Origin of the sequence: Kitasatospora sp. NPDC056783, from assembly GCF_042789895.1 — a bacterium.
Lineage (GTDB): Bacteria > Actinomycetota > Actinomycetes > Streptomycetales > Streptomycetaceae > Kitasatospora.
In genome coordinates this window covers 1-13,537 of record NZ_JBHUAF010000232.1, presented here as the reverse complement: position 1 = coordinate 13,537, position 13,537 = coordinate 1, and the positions used below count along the sequence as shown (strand labels likewise).

Genomic DNA, 13,537 nt, shown 5'->3' with positions numbered 1-13,537 from the left:
CGCGGCACGCCCCCTTCCGAGTCGCGGACCCGGGGCCGGGGGTGGGGTCAGGAGGTGGGGGCCGTCAGGTCGTAGAAGGTGGCCGAGCCGACCGTCTTCGCGGTGAAGTGGGACGCCACCCAGGACTCGATCCGGGCGGACTCGCTCTCCTGCCCGCCCTCGTCGCCGCTCGCGCCGCCGCCGAAGCCGCGGTGGGAGCCGCCGCCGACGAACCAGTGCACCTTGCCCTCCTGGACGTACGTCCGGAAGCCGGCCAGGGTCAGCGAGGGGTCGGTGCCGTTGAAGCCGCCGAGGGCCATCACCGGCTCGCCGGTGGCGAGTTGGTAGCCGGCGGCGTTCTGCGAGCCGACCGTGGCGGCCGCCCAGGTGTAGTGGCCGGCGTCCTCCTCGATCAGGGCGGCCGCCTCGTCGCTCACCTTGGTGCCGCCGAGCAGGCCACCCATGCTGCCGACCAGACCGCCCATGGCCTCGGGGACCTGCCTGCCGGGGAAGCCACCGGGGAAGCCGCCCGTGCCGCCCGTGCCGTCAGTGCCGTTTCCAGTGCCGTTTCCGGTGCCGCGCTGGTGGCGGCCGTTGCCCGAGCCGTCACCGCCGAAGCCCTGGCCGCCGCCGGGGAAGCCCTGTCCTCCCGGGAAGCCCTGCGGGCCGCCCTGACCGCCCTGACCGCCCTGGCCACCCTGGCCACCCTGACCGAACCCGGGCCGGCCGCCGTTGCCGCCGTCCGGGAAGCCCTTGGCGCCCTTGCGCCCGCCGCCGCCCGGCCCGAACCCGCCCTGCACACCCGGTCCGGCGGTCACGATCGAGCCGCTGTGCGGGGTGTTCACGGTGTCCACCGCGTACGCCGCCGGACCGCCGAGCGCCGCCGCCAGGCCCACCAGGCCCGCCACCGAGGCGAGCCGCGCGCCCGTCCGCCCGGAGACCCGGCCGACGAACGGCCCGGCGGCCAGCGCGACCGCCGCCGCCAGCCCGCCGGCCAGCACCGCCCAGCGCAGCCACGGCAGGAAGTCCGAGCTGCGGCCGAGCAGCACGAACGCCCAGACCGCCGTCACCGCGAGCGTCCCGGCCAGCACCAGCGCCCAGGGCAGCCGGTGCCGGGCTCGCCACAGCCCGTCCACGCCCATGCCGGCCAGCGCCGCGACCGCCGGGGCCAGCGCCACCGTGTAGTACTGGTGGAAGATCCCGGACATGAAGCTGAAGACCAGCGCGGTGGAGAGCAGCCAGCCGCCCCAGACCAGGAAGGCCGCGCGGGCGGTGTCGGTGCGGGTGTGACGGCGGGTCGCCCAGAGGCCGGCCAGCAGCAGGATCAGCGCGGCCGGCAGCAGCCAGGCGATCTGTCCGCCGATGTCGGTGCCGAACATCCGGGTCAGCCCGGTCTGGCCCCAGCCGCGTCCACCGCCGGGCATCGCGCCGCCGGGAGCGCCGCCCGGCAGGTCGAGCCCGGCCGGCATCCGGGCGCCGCCGCCCACGCTGCCGCGCTCGTTGCCGTCGACCCGGCCGAGGCCGTTGTAGCCGAAGGTGAGCGAGAGGAAGCTGTTGTCCTGCGAGCCGCCGATGTACGGGCGGGCCGAGGCCGGCATCAGCTCGACGATCGCCACCCACCAGCCGCCCGAGACCAGCAGCGCCGCGCCGGCGAGGAGGGTCTGCCGGACCCGCCGCCAGAATCCGGTGGGCGCCGCGACCAGGTAGACCACCGCGAAGGCGGGCAGGACCAGGAAGGCCGCCAGGGTCTTGGTGAGGAACGCCAGGCCGAACATCACACCGGTGAACAGCAGCCACCGGGTGCCCGCCGCCTCGATCGCCCGCACCAGCCCGTACGCGGCCAGCGTCAGCAGCAGCACCAGCAGCGCGTCCGGGTTGTTGAAGCGGAACATCAGCGCCGCGACCGGGGTGAGCGCCAGCGCGGCGCCCGCCAGCAGGCCGCCGAGCGGGGAGAAGCGGCGGCGCACCGTCGCGTACAGCACGCCGACGGTGGCCGCGCCCATCAGTGCCTGCGGGGCCAGCACCGACCAGGAGGAGAGGCCGAAGATCCGCGCCGAGAGCGCCATCGGCCACAGCGCGGCCGGGGGCTTGTCGACGGTGATGAAGCTCGCGGCGTCCGAGGAGCCGAAGAAGAAGGCCTTCCAGCTCTGGGAGCCGGCCTGGACGGCGGCCGAGTAGAAGGCGTTGGCCCAGCCGGAGGCGCTCAGGCCCCACAGGTAGAGGACGGCGGTCGCGGCCAGCAGCGCCAGCAGGGCCGGGCGCACCCAGCGCGGGTCGTCCGCGCGCCCGCGCCAGGCGCGGGCCGGGAGGGTGCGCAGCCGGCCGGACCAGGAGGCCGGGCCCTTGGGGCCGGCGGGCGGCAGGGGCTGCTCGGGGAAGAGCGGCGCCGGGTCCGGCCGGACCGGGTCCGGCCGCGACACCTCCGGCGGCGGGTAGTTCGCGGCCTCGGGCCACGGTTCGCCGGCCGGAGGGGTGTAGCTGCTGGTGGTCATGCGCCATACGGTCGGTGGCGCCTCTGAGAGAACCGTGAGACGGGGCTGTGAGGGGGGTGTGATCTGCCGGGCGTCGCCGGACGTCACGCCGACGGCGGTACGGCGAGGTGCTTGCCCAGCCACTCCAGGGCCGGGGGGATCTCCCGGGTCCAGGTGTGGAAGTTGTGGCCGGCCGTGTCCAGGGTGATGGAGGACATCGTGGTGGGGGCCTTGAAGGCGGCGATCATGGCCTTGGTCTCGTCGTAGTTGTTCTCGTCGTTCGCGGTGGTCAGCAGCAGGTTGACCGGGGCCGGCGGCTGGTTCTTCAGCCGCCACAGCAGGTCGTTCTCCTGCTTCAGCTGGGTGCTGCCGCCGAACAGGTCACCGGTGGTCGGGTCGTGGGCCGCGCCGTAGTAGCCGGAGAGGGCGACCGCCGAGCGGTAGGCGTCGGGCTTGCGCAGCGCGAACTTGAGCGCGCAGTAGCCGCCGGTGGAGTTGCCGATCACCGCCCGGTTGGCCGGGTCGGTGCCGATCCGGTAGGTGGTGGCGAGGGCCTTGGGCAGGTCGCTGGTGAAGAAGGTCTCCACCTGGGGGCCGTTCGGCACGTCCACGCACTCGGTGTCGCGGTCGCCGACCAGGGTGGGGCGGGTCATGACCAGGACGGTCGGCGGCAGCTTCTTCTGCTCGATCGCCTCCAGCGTGGACGCCGGGTACTGCATCAGCGAGATCAGCTTCTCCGGGGTGCCCGGGTAGCCGGTGAGCACCAGGGCCATCGGGAAGTGCTGCTTGGCGTGGTCCGGCTGGAAGTACTGCGGCGGCAGGTAGACGTACGCCTCGGTGCTCAGGCCGCTGCCCGCTCCTTTGATGTCGACCTTCTGGATCAGTCCGGAGCGCTCCGGGTCGGAGCCCTGGGCGGAGTAGAACTTCTGCTCCCCGGTGACGGCCACCCCGGAGGCGTTGGGCTGGTGGTCGACCACGGTGCCGAGGCCGCCGCTGGTGCCGAGCAGGTCGGTCCAGGAGCTGTAGAAGCCGAAGTAGCTGTTGGCGATCAGGCCCATCGCGGCCAGCACCGAGACCTGGGTGGCGAGGAAGGCGCCGATCCGGCCCAGCCAGGACTTCCAGCCCTTGCCGCCGAACCGCGGCCAGAGCCACATGGTGGCGGCGAAGACGGCGATCGCGAGGAGCGAGGTGATGATCTGGAGCGGGAGTCCGGTGAGGCTGAGCACGGGGCCGATCGTAGTTGACCTCCTGGGAGCTTCCTGAGTGCGGGCCCCGGGTTGGTGATCACGAGGTGATGGCTTGACCTCGCCATGACGCGGTCGGCGCGATGTGCCGTCGCGTGTGCGGACGCCGCGCGGCCGGAGCGCGGCCGGAGCGCGGACCGGCCGATTCGCGCCACAACGGCGCACCCGTGAGGACCAGTTCGGTCCGAACCGTTGACCCCTTGAAGTGGCCATGGCACTTTCGTGCGGCGCGGACGTCGACGACCAGTCGTACACCCCGCGATCCCCCACAAGGAGAGCCATGTTCAAGAGACTTGTCGCGATGGCCGGTACGGGTGCCGTCGTCGCGGGCGGGCTGGCCTTCGCCGCCGCCCCGGCGCACGCGGTCCAGGCGGCCGACCTGACCTCCACCATCGCCCTCAGCAACTGCTCGGCGTCGCTGGTCCGTTACCCCACCTCGGTGGACGGCGACCGCGCGCTGATGCTCACCAACGGGCACTGCCTGCCGAGCATGCCCTCGGCCGGCCAGGTCATCCAGAACGCCACCGCCAGCCGCAGCGGCACCCTGCTCGACGGCGCGGGCAACAGCCTGGGCACCGTCCAGGCCGACAAGGTGCTCTACGCGACGATGACCGGCACCGACGTCGCGCTCTACCAACTCACCGACACCTACGGGTCGATCACCTCCAAGTACGGCGCCACGGCGCTGACCGTCAGCGACGCCCACCCGACCGACGGCGCGTCGATGTACATCCCCTCGTCGTACTGGAAGCAGGTCTGGAACTGCTCCGTCAACGGCTTCGTGCCCACGCTGCGCGAGGACCAGTGGACCTGGCACGACTCGCTGCGCTACAGCTCCGGCTGCAACACCACCCACGGCACCTCCGGTTCGCCGATCGTCGAGTCCGCCAGCGGGCGGATCATCGGCATCAACAACACCGGCAACGACGACGGCGCCATGTGCACCATGAACAACCCGTGCGAGGTGGCCGCCGACGGCACCACCAAGGTCTACAAGGGCCAGAGCTACGGTGAGGAGACCTACTGGTTCACCACCTGCCTGAACCCCTCGACCCGGGCCATCGACCTCAACGTGGCCGGCTGCCTGCTCACCAAGCCGGCCGGCAGCGCCGTCTCGGTGTCCAGCCCGGGCAACCAGTCCACCGCGGTGGGCGGCGTGGTGAACCTCCAGATCAACGCCTCGGGCGGCACCGCCCCGCTGACCTACGCCGCGACCGGCCTGCCCGCCGGGCTGTCGATCAACTCCTCGACCGGCGTCATAGCCGGCACCGTCTCCACCGCGGGCGGCTCCAACGTGACCGTCACCGTCACGGACGCCGCCGGCAAGTCCGCCTCCACCGCCTTCACCTGGGCCGTCTCCACCGGCGGCGGCAGCTGCACCCCGGCGCAGCTGCTGGGCAACGCGGGCTTCGAGACCGGCTCCGCCGCTCCGTGGACGGCGTCCGGCGGCGTGGTGGACAGCAGCGCCTCGCAGCCGGCCCACGGCGGTTCGTGGAAGGCGTGGCTGGACGGCTACGGCTCCGCGCGCACCGACTCGCTCTCCCAGACGGTGACCGTCCCCGCCGGCTGCAAGGCGACGCTGAGCTTCTGGCTGCACGTGGACACGGCCGAGACGTCGACCACCACCGCGTACGACAAGCTGACCGTGGCGGTCAACGGCACCACGCTGAAGACCTACTCCAACCTGGACGCGGCGGCCGGCTACCAGCAGCGGACCTTCGACCTGTCCGCCTACGCGGGCCAGAGTGTCACCCTGAAGTTCACCGGGACCGAGGACGCCTCGCTCCAGACCAGCTTCGTGATCGACGACACCTCCATCCAGACCAGCTGAACCGGCGGTCCCGCGCCGCGCGGCCCGTCCCCTCGGGCCGCGCGGCCAGCTTCCTTCAACGCCCTTGTGCTGGAGCTGAGTTGGCGGCTCCAGTCGGGCCCTGTCGTATGCTGGCCGGATGATCAAGCCGATTGAGCTGGTGATATTCGACTGCGACGGCGTCCTGGTGGACAGCGAGGTGATCGCCGTCCGGGTCGTGGTGCGGCTGGCGGCCGAGATGGGCTGGCCGCTGACCGAGGCCGAGGTGATCGAGAAGTTCGTCGGGCGGTCGGAGGCGGCCTGCCACGCGGTGGTCGCCGAGCGGCTGGGGGAGGAGGCCGCGACGCTGTACGACAAGCGCTTCCGGGAACTGCACGCCGAGGCGGTGGACGCCGGGCTGACGCCGGTGGCCGGCCTCCCGGAGGCGCTGGACGCGATCACCCTGCCGACCTGCGTGGCCTCCAGCGGCACCCACGAGAAGATGCGCCACACCCTGGGCCGGACCGGCCTCTACGACCGTTTCGCCGGGCGGATCTTCAGTGCCACCGAGGTCGGGCGCGGCAAGCCCGCCCCGGACCTCTTCCTGCACGCCGCGCGGACCATGGGTGTCGACCCGGCCGCCTGCGTGGTGGTCGAGGACAGCAACCCGGGCGTCCGGGCCGCGCGTGCCGCAGGGATGCGCTCGCTCGGCTACGCGGGCGGCGTCACGGCCGCCGAGCGGCTGGCCGGGCCGGGCACGGTGGTCTTCGAGGACATGCGCGAGCTGCCCGGCCTGATCGCCGCCGGAGCGGTCCGCCGGGGGTAATCCGCTTGCCGGGACCGGAACGCGGGTGGCAGGGTCGGTCGCCATGACGGCCTCGCGCAGGATGCACCCCGACGAACTCGACATCGACGAGGCGCTGGTGCGGCGGATGGTCGCCGAGCGGTTCCCGCGGTGGGCCGGGCTGCCGGTCGAGCCGGTGGTACCGGTCGGGACCAGCCACGCGATGTACCGGCTGGGTGCCGAGCTGGTGGTGCGCGTCCCGCGCACCCCGCGGTCGGCCGGGGAGATCGGCCAGGAGGACCGCTGGCTGCCGCGCCTCGCCCCGCACCTGCCGGTCCCGGTGCCGGTCCCGCTGGCCGTGGGCGGGCCGGTCGACGGCTGCCCGTGGTCCTGGGCGGTGCTGCGCTGGCTCGACGGGACGAACCCGGTCGTCGGTGAGCTCGCCCAGCCGGTGCCGCTGGCCGAGGACTTGGCCGCCTTCGTGACCGCCATGCGCCGGCTGGACCTGGCCGGCGGCCCGGCCTCCTACCGTAGCGAGACACTGGCGGACCGGGACGCGAACGTCCGGAAGGCGATCGGCGCGGTGGCGGACGTCATCGCCGCCGAGGCCGCGACCGCCGCCTGGGAGGAAGCCCTCAAGGCCCCCGGACACCCGGGCCCCCCGGTCTGGATCCACGCCGACCTCCAGCCCGGCAACCTGCTGGTGTCCCCGGACGGCCGCCTCGGCGCCGTCATCGACTTCGGCTGCGCGGGCCTGGGCGAACCGGCCGTCGACCTGATCCCCGCCTGGTACGTGCTGCCCGCCCCGGCCCGCGAGGCCTTCCGTACGGCCGTGGCCGCCGACGACGCGGCCTGGGCCCGAGCCCGCGGCTGGGCCCTGTCCGTCGCCCTGATGGAGGTGGCCTACTACCGGGAGAGCAACCCGAGGATGGCCGCCACCGCCCGCCACGTGATCGCCGAGGTCCTCGCCGATCACGCAGCCCCGCCCGCCGGCCGCCCCGCGTAGGGCGGGCCGCGCCGTTCGATCACGGGCGGGGCGGCCTCGATCCGCCGGGATTCAGGTCACCGGCAGGCACACGGCGTAGACCATGTAGGAGCCGCTGGTGCTCGCCGAGTTGTTGAAGGAGACCGTCCACGTGTTGTCGCTGGACGGGTAGGACTCGTACAGCTGGGCCGTGAGGTTGTTGCCCCCGAGGGGCGTCCTCAATCCACCGCCCGTGATGACGGTTCCCGCCGGGCAGGTCGCGGAGCCCGTGTTGGGCCCGGAGGTCAGTGTCTCGGTCGTCTGGACGATCTGGGTCGGCAGGGTCGGTCCGGCGGGTCCTGTCGGTCCGGCGGGTCCTGTCGGTCCGGCAGGTCCCGTCGGTCCGATGGGTCCCGCAGGTCCGACAGGGCCGATGGGGCCGGCGGGCCCCTCTGCTCCGACAGGTCCCGCGGGCCCGGCGGGCCCGGCAGGTCCGGTGGGTCCGGTGGGTCCTGCGGGTCCGACAGGTCCGATGGGTCCGGCGGGTCCCGCAGGTCCGGCAGGCCCTTCCGGTCCGGGAGGCCCGGGAGGCCCTTCCGGCCCGGGAGGTCCCGGAGGGCCCGGTTTCCCCTGCATGCAGAGGTGCGGGCAGCCGCTCCACCGTCTGTAGTTGTCCTCACCACCGGCCGCGGCCTGAGGCATCGTTACCCCGGTCAGCAGTGCGGCGGCCAGCACCGACAGGGCGGCGTTCCGCAGCAGGGTCGGGCGCTTCTGTCTCAATCCGTCCTCCATGAGTCGTTCGAGTTCCGGGCTCGCCCGCACACCGCACACAGTCAGCAGGGGGGGCACGAAAACCATGTGAACACGCCTGAGAAATCCTCGCGAGCAAGGAGACCCTTTTGGGATTCCGCCGTACCGGTGAGGCTGACGCGGTGTCCGTCGGCCCCCGGGAGGCGTCGCTCTGTCAGCTCGGCGGCGGACCGCTGCCGACCCGGGTGCTTTCGCCTCGTCATGGTCCACGCGGGACCGGGCGGCCTGCCGGGATCGTCGCCGTCCGTGGCAAGGGCGGTCCGCCGGCGGTCGGAGGGCCTGCGGACCGAGGCCGTCAGCCGACACCCCCCTCCCGGTTCTTCCGGGAGGGGGGTGTCGGGAATCCGGGAGGACGGCGCCGGCCGAACTTCCGTGAACGGTCAGGTCATTGGCGGGACCGCTTCCTCGTGGTACGGCTTGGCGCGGCTTTCCACCCGCTCAAAATCCGGACTGTTGACCGGAGTTGACCTCCGGCGAGGTCGACCGGAAAGGGCTCAGCTGGCGAACCCGCCCTGGGGGCGGATGATTTCCAGGTTGGTGCCGTCCGGGTCGTTGAAGTAGGCGACCTGGGTGCCGAGGGCGTCGCTCGGGGTGACCTCGCCCTCGATGAAGGTGTAGTCCTCGCCGAGGAACTCGTAGCCCGCTTCCCTCATCCGCCGGTACACCGCGTCGAAGTCGTCGACCCGCAGGCACAGGTGCATCGAGCCGGGCCGGTTGGCCACCCCGTTGGTCCGCTCGCCGACCGGCTCCTGGAACTGGATGAGGTCGATGCCCAGGCTGTTGTCCAGGTTGATCGTGGCGTAGCGCAGCTTCGCGACGGGCAGTCCCTGCGAGCCGCCGAACGGCACGCTGTGCATGGTCCCCTCCGCGACGGGCTCCCGTCCGGTGAGGGCCGTGTAGAACGCGATCGACGCGTCCAGGTCGGAGACCGAGATGCCGACGTGGGCGGCCCGGGTGAGGTTCATCGGGGTGCTGGAAACGGCCATGGCCATCCCTCTCGTTCGCGCCCCGGTGGTCGGGTGGGCAGCGCGGGGCGGGGCACTGGAGAACCGGTCCGCTTCCCATTCTCCCGGCGCCCGCCGATCGCGCACGTCGGAGGGCCGCGGCACCGGGGCCGGGGCCCGGCGGTGTTCAGCCGCGCTCGCGGGGTACCCGGTGCTGCCACTCCCGGGCGAACACCACCGACCCCGCCTCCAGTGCCCTCAGCTGGATGACGCTGATGAAGTGCCCGGCGTCGCAGCGCAGTTGGGTGCGGGTCTGGACGGTGACGTCCCAGCCGATGTCGGGCCGTTCCAGCCGCACGGTGTGGTCGGTGCGGGCCTGGGCGCTGAGCGGGGCGCCGGTGAGGACCCGGTAGGCGGTGACGGTGTGCTCGTCGCGGACCAGGCCGTCGGGGTGGGTGCGGGTGCCGTCGGAGGCGGGGGAGAACTCGGTGCGCCACTCGTGGCGGCCGAGGTCGTGCACGGTGATGTGCTCGGGCCGGGCGGTGAGCGGCTCGGTGAGGTGGATGTCGAGCGGTTCGGGCAGCTCCGGCCGCTCGAAGGTGACGGGCGGTGCGCCGACGTCCGCGGCCAGGTGGCGCACCGGCAGGCTCAGCGTGGAGCGGGACGGGTCGACGCCGTACCCGGTGCCGTCCGCCCGCGGCCACAGCCAGGGCCAGTAGACCGAGGAGAGCGCGAGCCGGAGCCGGTGTCCGGCCGGGAACGTCCAGGCGCAGGCGGCCAGTTCCACCTCGGCGTCCGGCCCGTCGGCGGCCAGGGCGCCCCGGGTGACCAGCTCCGAGGTGCCGTCCGGGCCGACCGAGCAGAGCCGGACCACCACCTGGGCGGGCGTCCCGTCCTCGCGCGGACGCAGCCGCAGCCGGACGGTCGGCGGGCCGAGCAGTTCGACCGGTTCGGGCAGCGGCTGGGAGTCGAAGCAGACCGAGCGGCCGTCCTCCTCCCGCTGGTCGGGGGGCTGGTCGGCGGGGCGGCCGCGCGGGACGTAGGCGCCGGAGTCGAGGCCGGTGTGCTGCGGGGAGCGGACCGTGGCGTAGCGGTCGTCGGAGGCGGTGCCGGCGGTGCGCAGCGGTCCGTCCAGGCCGTAGTGGATCTCCCGGACGTCGGGGGAGGGCCAGGCCTCGTCGCCGGTCCAGCGGGTGGAGAGCCAGCTGCGCAGCGCGGGTTCGGCGAGGGCGCCGGTGTCGGCGCCGCGCAGCCAGTGGTCCCACCAGCGCAGGACGTCGGGCAGGGCGGCCTCGGGCAGGCCGTGCGGCCAGGGGCCGATCAGGGCGCGCGCGGTGGGGGACTCGGCGAGCAGGCGCAGCACGAAGGAGCAGGACGGGTCGCCCCAGCCGGTCACCGCGAGGACGGGGACGGACACCGGGACGGTGGACTCGCCGGGGGCGAGCCACTTCTCGACGGGCGGGGCCAGCGACTCCAGCCGGGCCAGCCAGCCGGCCCGCCAGGCGTCGCCGACGTGGCGCGGGTCCGGGGGCAGGGCGGCGTCGGCGACCAGGGCGGTGAGCCGGGTGTGCAGGCCGGCGGCGAGCACGGCCCCGCCGAGCCGCAGGCCTCCCTCGGGGCAGGCGGCCGCCACGGCGCCGACGACGTCGGGCGTGCGGGCGGCGAGCCGCAGCGCGGTGGTGGCGGCGGCGCCGACGCCGAGCAGGCCGAGCCGGCCGTTGCACCAGGGACGGCGGGAGAGCCAGTCGACCACGGCGGCGCCGTCGGCCAGTTCCTGCGCGCCGCCGGGTTCGCCCGGGGTGCCGTCGGAGTTGCCGCACCCGCGCGTGTCGACCCGGACGGTGGCGTAGCCGTGGCCCGCGAACCAGGGGTGGCGGCGGGCGTCCTCGGCGGCGGTGCGGTCGCCGAGGCGGCCGCCGGAGTACTCCAGCAGGGCGGGGCCGGGTTCGCCGCCGAGCGGCCGCCACAGCCGGGCGGCCAGCCGGGTGCCGTCGGGCAGCGGGATGCGCAGGTCCTCACGGGTGGTGCGGTAGGCGTAGGACGGCATGGCCGCTCCCATCGGTCCCGGGCGTCGGTAATCCGACAGTAGGGGAGGGAGCGGCCACGTGCCTGGTGAGCGGTGCCCCGGCGAGCGGTGCCCTGATGAGCGGGGCCCTGGTGAGCCGGGGTCCGGCGATCAGGCCTTGCTCAGCCAGGCGGTGGCGTTCAGGGCGAGGGCGGCGTCGGTGCCCGCCGGGTCGTCCCAGCCGTTGTACAGGGTGTTGCCGGACTGGCCGGTGCCGTCGTCGATCGGGGAGCTGTCGCCCCAGACCGCGACCCGGCCGGAGCCGAAGGTGCTGGTGACGAAGAAGGCGCCGGTGTTGCCGCTGTAGCCGGTCCGGTAGACCAGGCCCTTGACGTTCGGGTTGTCGGCGGGCTTGAGGGTGAAGGTGGTGCCGTTGCGCAGGATCGAGCCGGTGACGGTGCCGAAGGGGCCGTGCAGCACCGGGTCGGCCGGGTCGTTGACGGCGCGCGGGTTGTCGGTGGTGATGTTGAGCAGGTCGACCGAGAAGCCGAAGGGGTCGTTGTTGTCGACCCCGTTGTTGGTCAGCAGGTCGTTGATGATCTTCGGGGAGTCCCAGCCGTCGTTGTTGCGGTCGCTGTTGATGTGGTCGGAGACCAGGAACAGGCCGCCGCCGTTCTTCACGAAGTTCATCAGCGCGGTCTTCTCGCTCGCCGAGAACCGGATGTTCGGCTCCGGGATCACGAAGGTGTCGAAGTTGGCGAGGTCGAGCGCGGCGCCGGTGCCGTAGCTGATGGTGGAGCCCGCCGGGAGGGCCTTCAGGCTGTACTGGCCGGTCTTCTGGAGAGCGACGCCCCAGGCCGAGAGGGCGCCGGTCCAGCTCTTCTCGGTGGTGGGGTTGGCGTTCTGGGCCAGCGGGTCGGGCTGGCTGGTGCTGATGATCCAGTCGGCGTTGCCCGCGGTCTCGGCCTTGCTGTTGTCGAACAGCACCCGGTGCGGGGTCGCACTCACCGCGGCGGCCTTGGCGCCGGTGGGGGCGGTGGGGGCGATGGCGGTGGCGGTGGCCGGGGTGGTGAGACCGGCCGTGAGCAGCGCCGCACCGGCCAGGGCCGCGGCGGTTCGGATACGGATCGTCATGTGCCGTTCCTTCGTGGGGAGTTGGAAGTCGGCGCCCGAGTTTTCGCGCGTAGAACGGGAGTATCCGCGCGTAGAGCGCACCGTGAAAGCCCCCGGAGGTTACGAGGCGTTGTACGGGTCGTGACGATCTTCGTGGCACGTCGTGAAGCGGGGGGAGACGAATCCGTAATTGCGCATGACTTGCAACTGCGCACTTCGAAGCGGAAAGATGGCCCAGCTTCGACCGCCCGAACGAAAGGACACGACGATGACCGCCCCCCGCTGGCGGGACCGACTCACCCGGGAGGAGTGGATCCGCCTCGCCGGAATGGGCGGCTTCATCCTGGCGCTGCACGTCATCGGGTGGTTCACGCTGCTCGCGCTGGTCGAGCCCGAGCACTACGACGTCGGCGGACAGGTGTTCGGCGCGGGCATGGGTCTCACCGCCTACACCCTCGGCATGCGGCACGCCTTCGACGCCGACCACATCGCCGCCATCGACAACACCACCCGCAAGCTGATGGGCCAGGGCAAGCGTCCGCTGTCGGTCGGCTTCTGGTTCTCGCTCGGGCACTCCTCGGTCGTCTTCGGCCTCTGCGCGCTGCTGGCCTTCGGCATCCGCTCGCTGGCCGGCCAGGTGGAGTCCGACGACTCGACGCTGCACGAGATGACCGGCCTGATCGGCGTCACCGTCTCCGGCACCTTCCTGCTGCTGCTCGGCCTGATCAACCTGGGCGCCTTCAACGGCATCCTCAAGGTCTTCCGCCGGATGCGCCACGGCGAGTACGACGAGGCGGAGCTGGAGCGCCAGCTGGAGCGGCGCGGGCTGATGAACCGCATCCTCGGCCGGGTCACCAGGGCCGTCACCAAGCCCTGGCACATGTACCCGGTCGGCCTGCTGTTCGGCCTGGGGTTCGACACCGCCACCGAGGTCTCCCTGCTGGTGCTGGCCGGCGGCGCGGCGGCCTTCTCGCTGCCCTGGTACGCGCTGCTCACGCTGCCGATCCTGTTCGCGGCCGGGATGAGCCTGCTGGACACCATCGACGGCTCGTTCATGAACTTCGCGTACGAGTGGGCCTTCTCCAAGCCGGTCCGCAAGATCTACTACAACCTGACCGTCACCGGTCTTTCGGTGCTGGTCGCGCTGGTCATCGGCTCGATCGAGCTGATCGGCCTGCTCGGGGAGAAGCTGGACATCACCAGCGGGCCGGTCGCCTGGATCGGCGGGCTGGACCTCAACTTCGTCGGCTACGCGATCGTCGGGCTGTTCGTGCTCACCTGGGCGGCGGCGATCGCCTACTGGAAGTTCGGCAACGTCGAGGAGAAGTGGTCGGCCGGGCTGACCGCGGGATCCGCGGCGGCGGGCGCCGCGAAGCCCGAGTAGGGCGAGGGGCGACGCGCGGCCGAGGGGCCGGTGACCGGAACTCCGGTCAC

9 protein-coding genes and 1 pseudogene are annotated in these 13,537 nt (G+C 72.9%); 4 read left to right on the top strand and 6 right to left on the bottom strand.

Features of this window, described 5'->3' with window-relative positions; all coding sequences use genetic code 11:
- Positions 1-47: 47 nt before the first annotated feature.
- Positions 48-2,471, bottom strand: coding sequence for a glycosyltransferase family 39 protein (locus ACFRMQ_RS27110; RefSeq protein ID WP_380733258.1), 2,424 nt, complete (start codon positions 2,469-2,471; stop codon positions 48-50).
- Positions 2,472-2,554: 83 nt separating this feature from the next.
- Positions 2,555-3,676, bottom strand: coding sequence for an alpha/beta hydrolase (locus ACFRMQ_RS27105; RefSeq protein WP_380733257.1), 1,122 nt, complete (start codon positions 3,674-3,676; stop codon positions 2,555-2,557).
- Between the two features lie 298 nt (positions 3,677-3,974).
- On the opposite strand from ACFRMQ_RS27105, the gene ACFRMQ_RS27100 reads away from it, so the two are divergent.
- The 3 genes from ACFRMQ_RS27100 (at position 3,975) to ACFRMQ_RS27090 (ending at position 7,273) form a co-directional block, all read left to right on the top strand.
- Positions 3,975-5,525 (top strand): putative Ig domain-containing protein, encoded by a 1,551-nt coding sequence (locus ACFRMQ_RS27100; RefSeq protein ID WP_380733256.1) that lies wholly within the window; start codon positions 3,975-3,977, stop codon positions 5,523-5,525.
- Positions 5,526-5,643: 118 nt separating this feature from the next.
- Positions 5,644-6,309, top strand: coding sequence for an HAD family hydrolase (locus ACFRMQ_RS27095; RefSeq protein WP_380733255.1), 666 nt, complete (start codon positions 5,644-5,646; stop codon positions 6,307-6,309).
- Positions 6,310-6,352: 43 nt separating this feature from the next.
- Positions 6,353-7,273, top strand: coding sequence for a phosphotransferase (locus tag ACFRMQ_RS27090; protein WP_380733254.1), 921 nt, complete (start codon positions 6,353-6,355; stop codon positions 7,271-7,273).
- Positions 7,274-7,324: 51 nt separating this feature from the next.
- On the opposite strand, the gene ACFRMQ_RS27085 is transcribed toward ACFRMQ_RS27090, so the two are convergent.
- From ACFRMQ_RS27085 to ACFRMQ_RS27070, 4 genes and pseudogenes are all read right to left on the bottom strand, one after another.
- Positions 7,325-7,474, bottom strand: coding sequence for a hypothetical protein (locus ACFRMQ_RS27085; protein ID WP_380733253.1), 150 nt, complete (start codon positions 7,472-7,474; stop codon positions 7,325-7,327).
- 1,061 nt (positions 7,475-8,535) lie between these two features.
- Positions 8,536-9,027, bottom strand: a complete 492-nt coding sequence (locus ACFRMQ_RS27080) for a VOC family protein (RefSeq protein ID WP_380733252.1) — start codon at positions 9,025-9,027, stop codon at positions 8,536-8,538.
- Between the two features lie 145 nt (positions 9,028-9,172).
- Positions 9,173-11,032, bottom strand: coding sequence for a CocE/NonD family hydrolase (locus ACFRMQ_RS27075; RefSeq protein WP_380733251.1), 1,860 nt, complete (start codon positions 11,030-11,032; stop codon positions 9,173-9,175).
- Between the two features lie 132 nt (positions 11,033-11,164).
- A pseudogene (locus ACFRMQ_RS27070) lies at positions 11,165-12,124 on the bottom strand (hydrolase); the annotation flags it as partial.
- 247 nt (positions 12,125-12,371) lie between these two features.
- Between ACFRMQ_RS27070 and ACFRMQ_RS27065 the strand changes: the two are divergent.
- Positions 12,372-13,487: a HoxN/HupN/NixA family nickel/cobalt transporter gene (locus ACFRMQ_RS27065; RefSeq protein WP_380733250.1), complete on the top strand. Its 1,116-nt coding sequence runs from the start codon at positions 12,372-12,374 to the stop codon at positions 13,485-13,487.
- Positions 13,488-13,537: the final 50 nt, after the last annotated feature.

Coding starts and splice junctions, on each gene's coding strand:
- ACFRMQ_RS27110 (WP_380733258.1), bottom strand. CDS start 2,471: ATGACCACCAGCAGCTACACCCCTCCGGCCGGCGAACCGTGGCCCGAG.
- ACFRMQ_RS27100 (WP_380733256.1), top strand. CDS start 3,975: ATGTTCAAGAGACTTGTCGCGATGGCCGGTACGGGTGCCGTCGTCGCG.
- ACFRMQ_RS27095 (WP_380733255.1), top strand. CDS start 5,644: ATGATCAAGCCGATTGAGCTGGTGATATTCGACTGCGACGGCGTCCTG.
- ACFRMQ_RS27090 (WP_380733254.1), top strand. CDS start 6,353: ATGACGGCCTCGCGCAGGATGCACCCCGACGAACTCGACATCGACGAG.
- ACFRMQ_RS27080 (WP_380733252.1), bottom strand. CDS start 9,027: ATGGCCGTTTCCAGCACCCCGATGAACCTCACCCGGGCCGCCCACGTC.
- ACFRMQ_RS27075 (WP_380733251.1), bottom strand. CDS start 11,032: ATGCCGTCCTACGCCTACCGCACCACCCGTGAGGACCTGCGCATCCCG.
- ACFRMQ_RS27065 (WP_380733250.1), top strand. CDS start 12,372: ATGACCGCCCCCCGCTGGCGGGACCGACTCACCCGGGAGGAGTGGATC.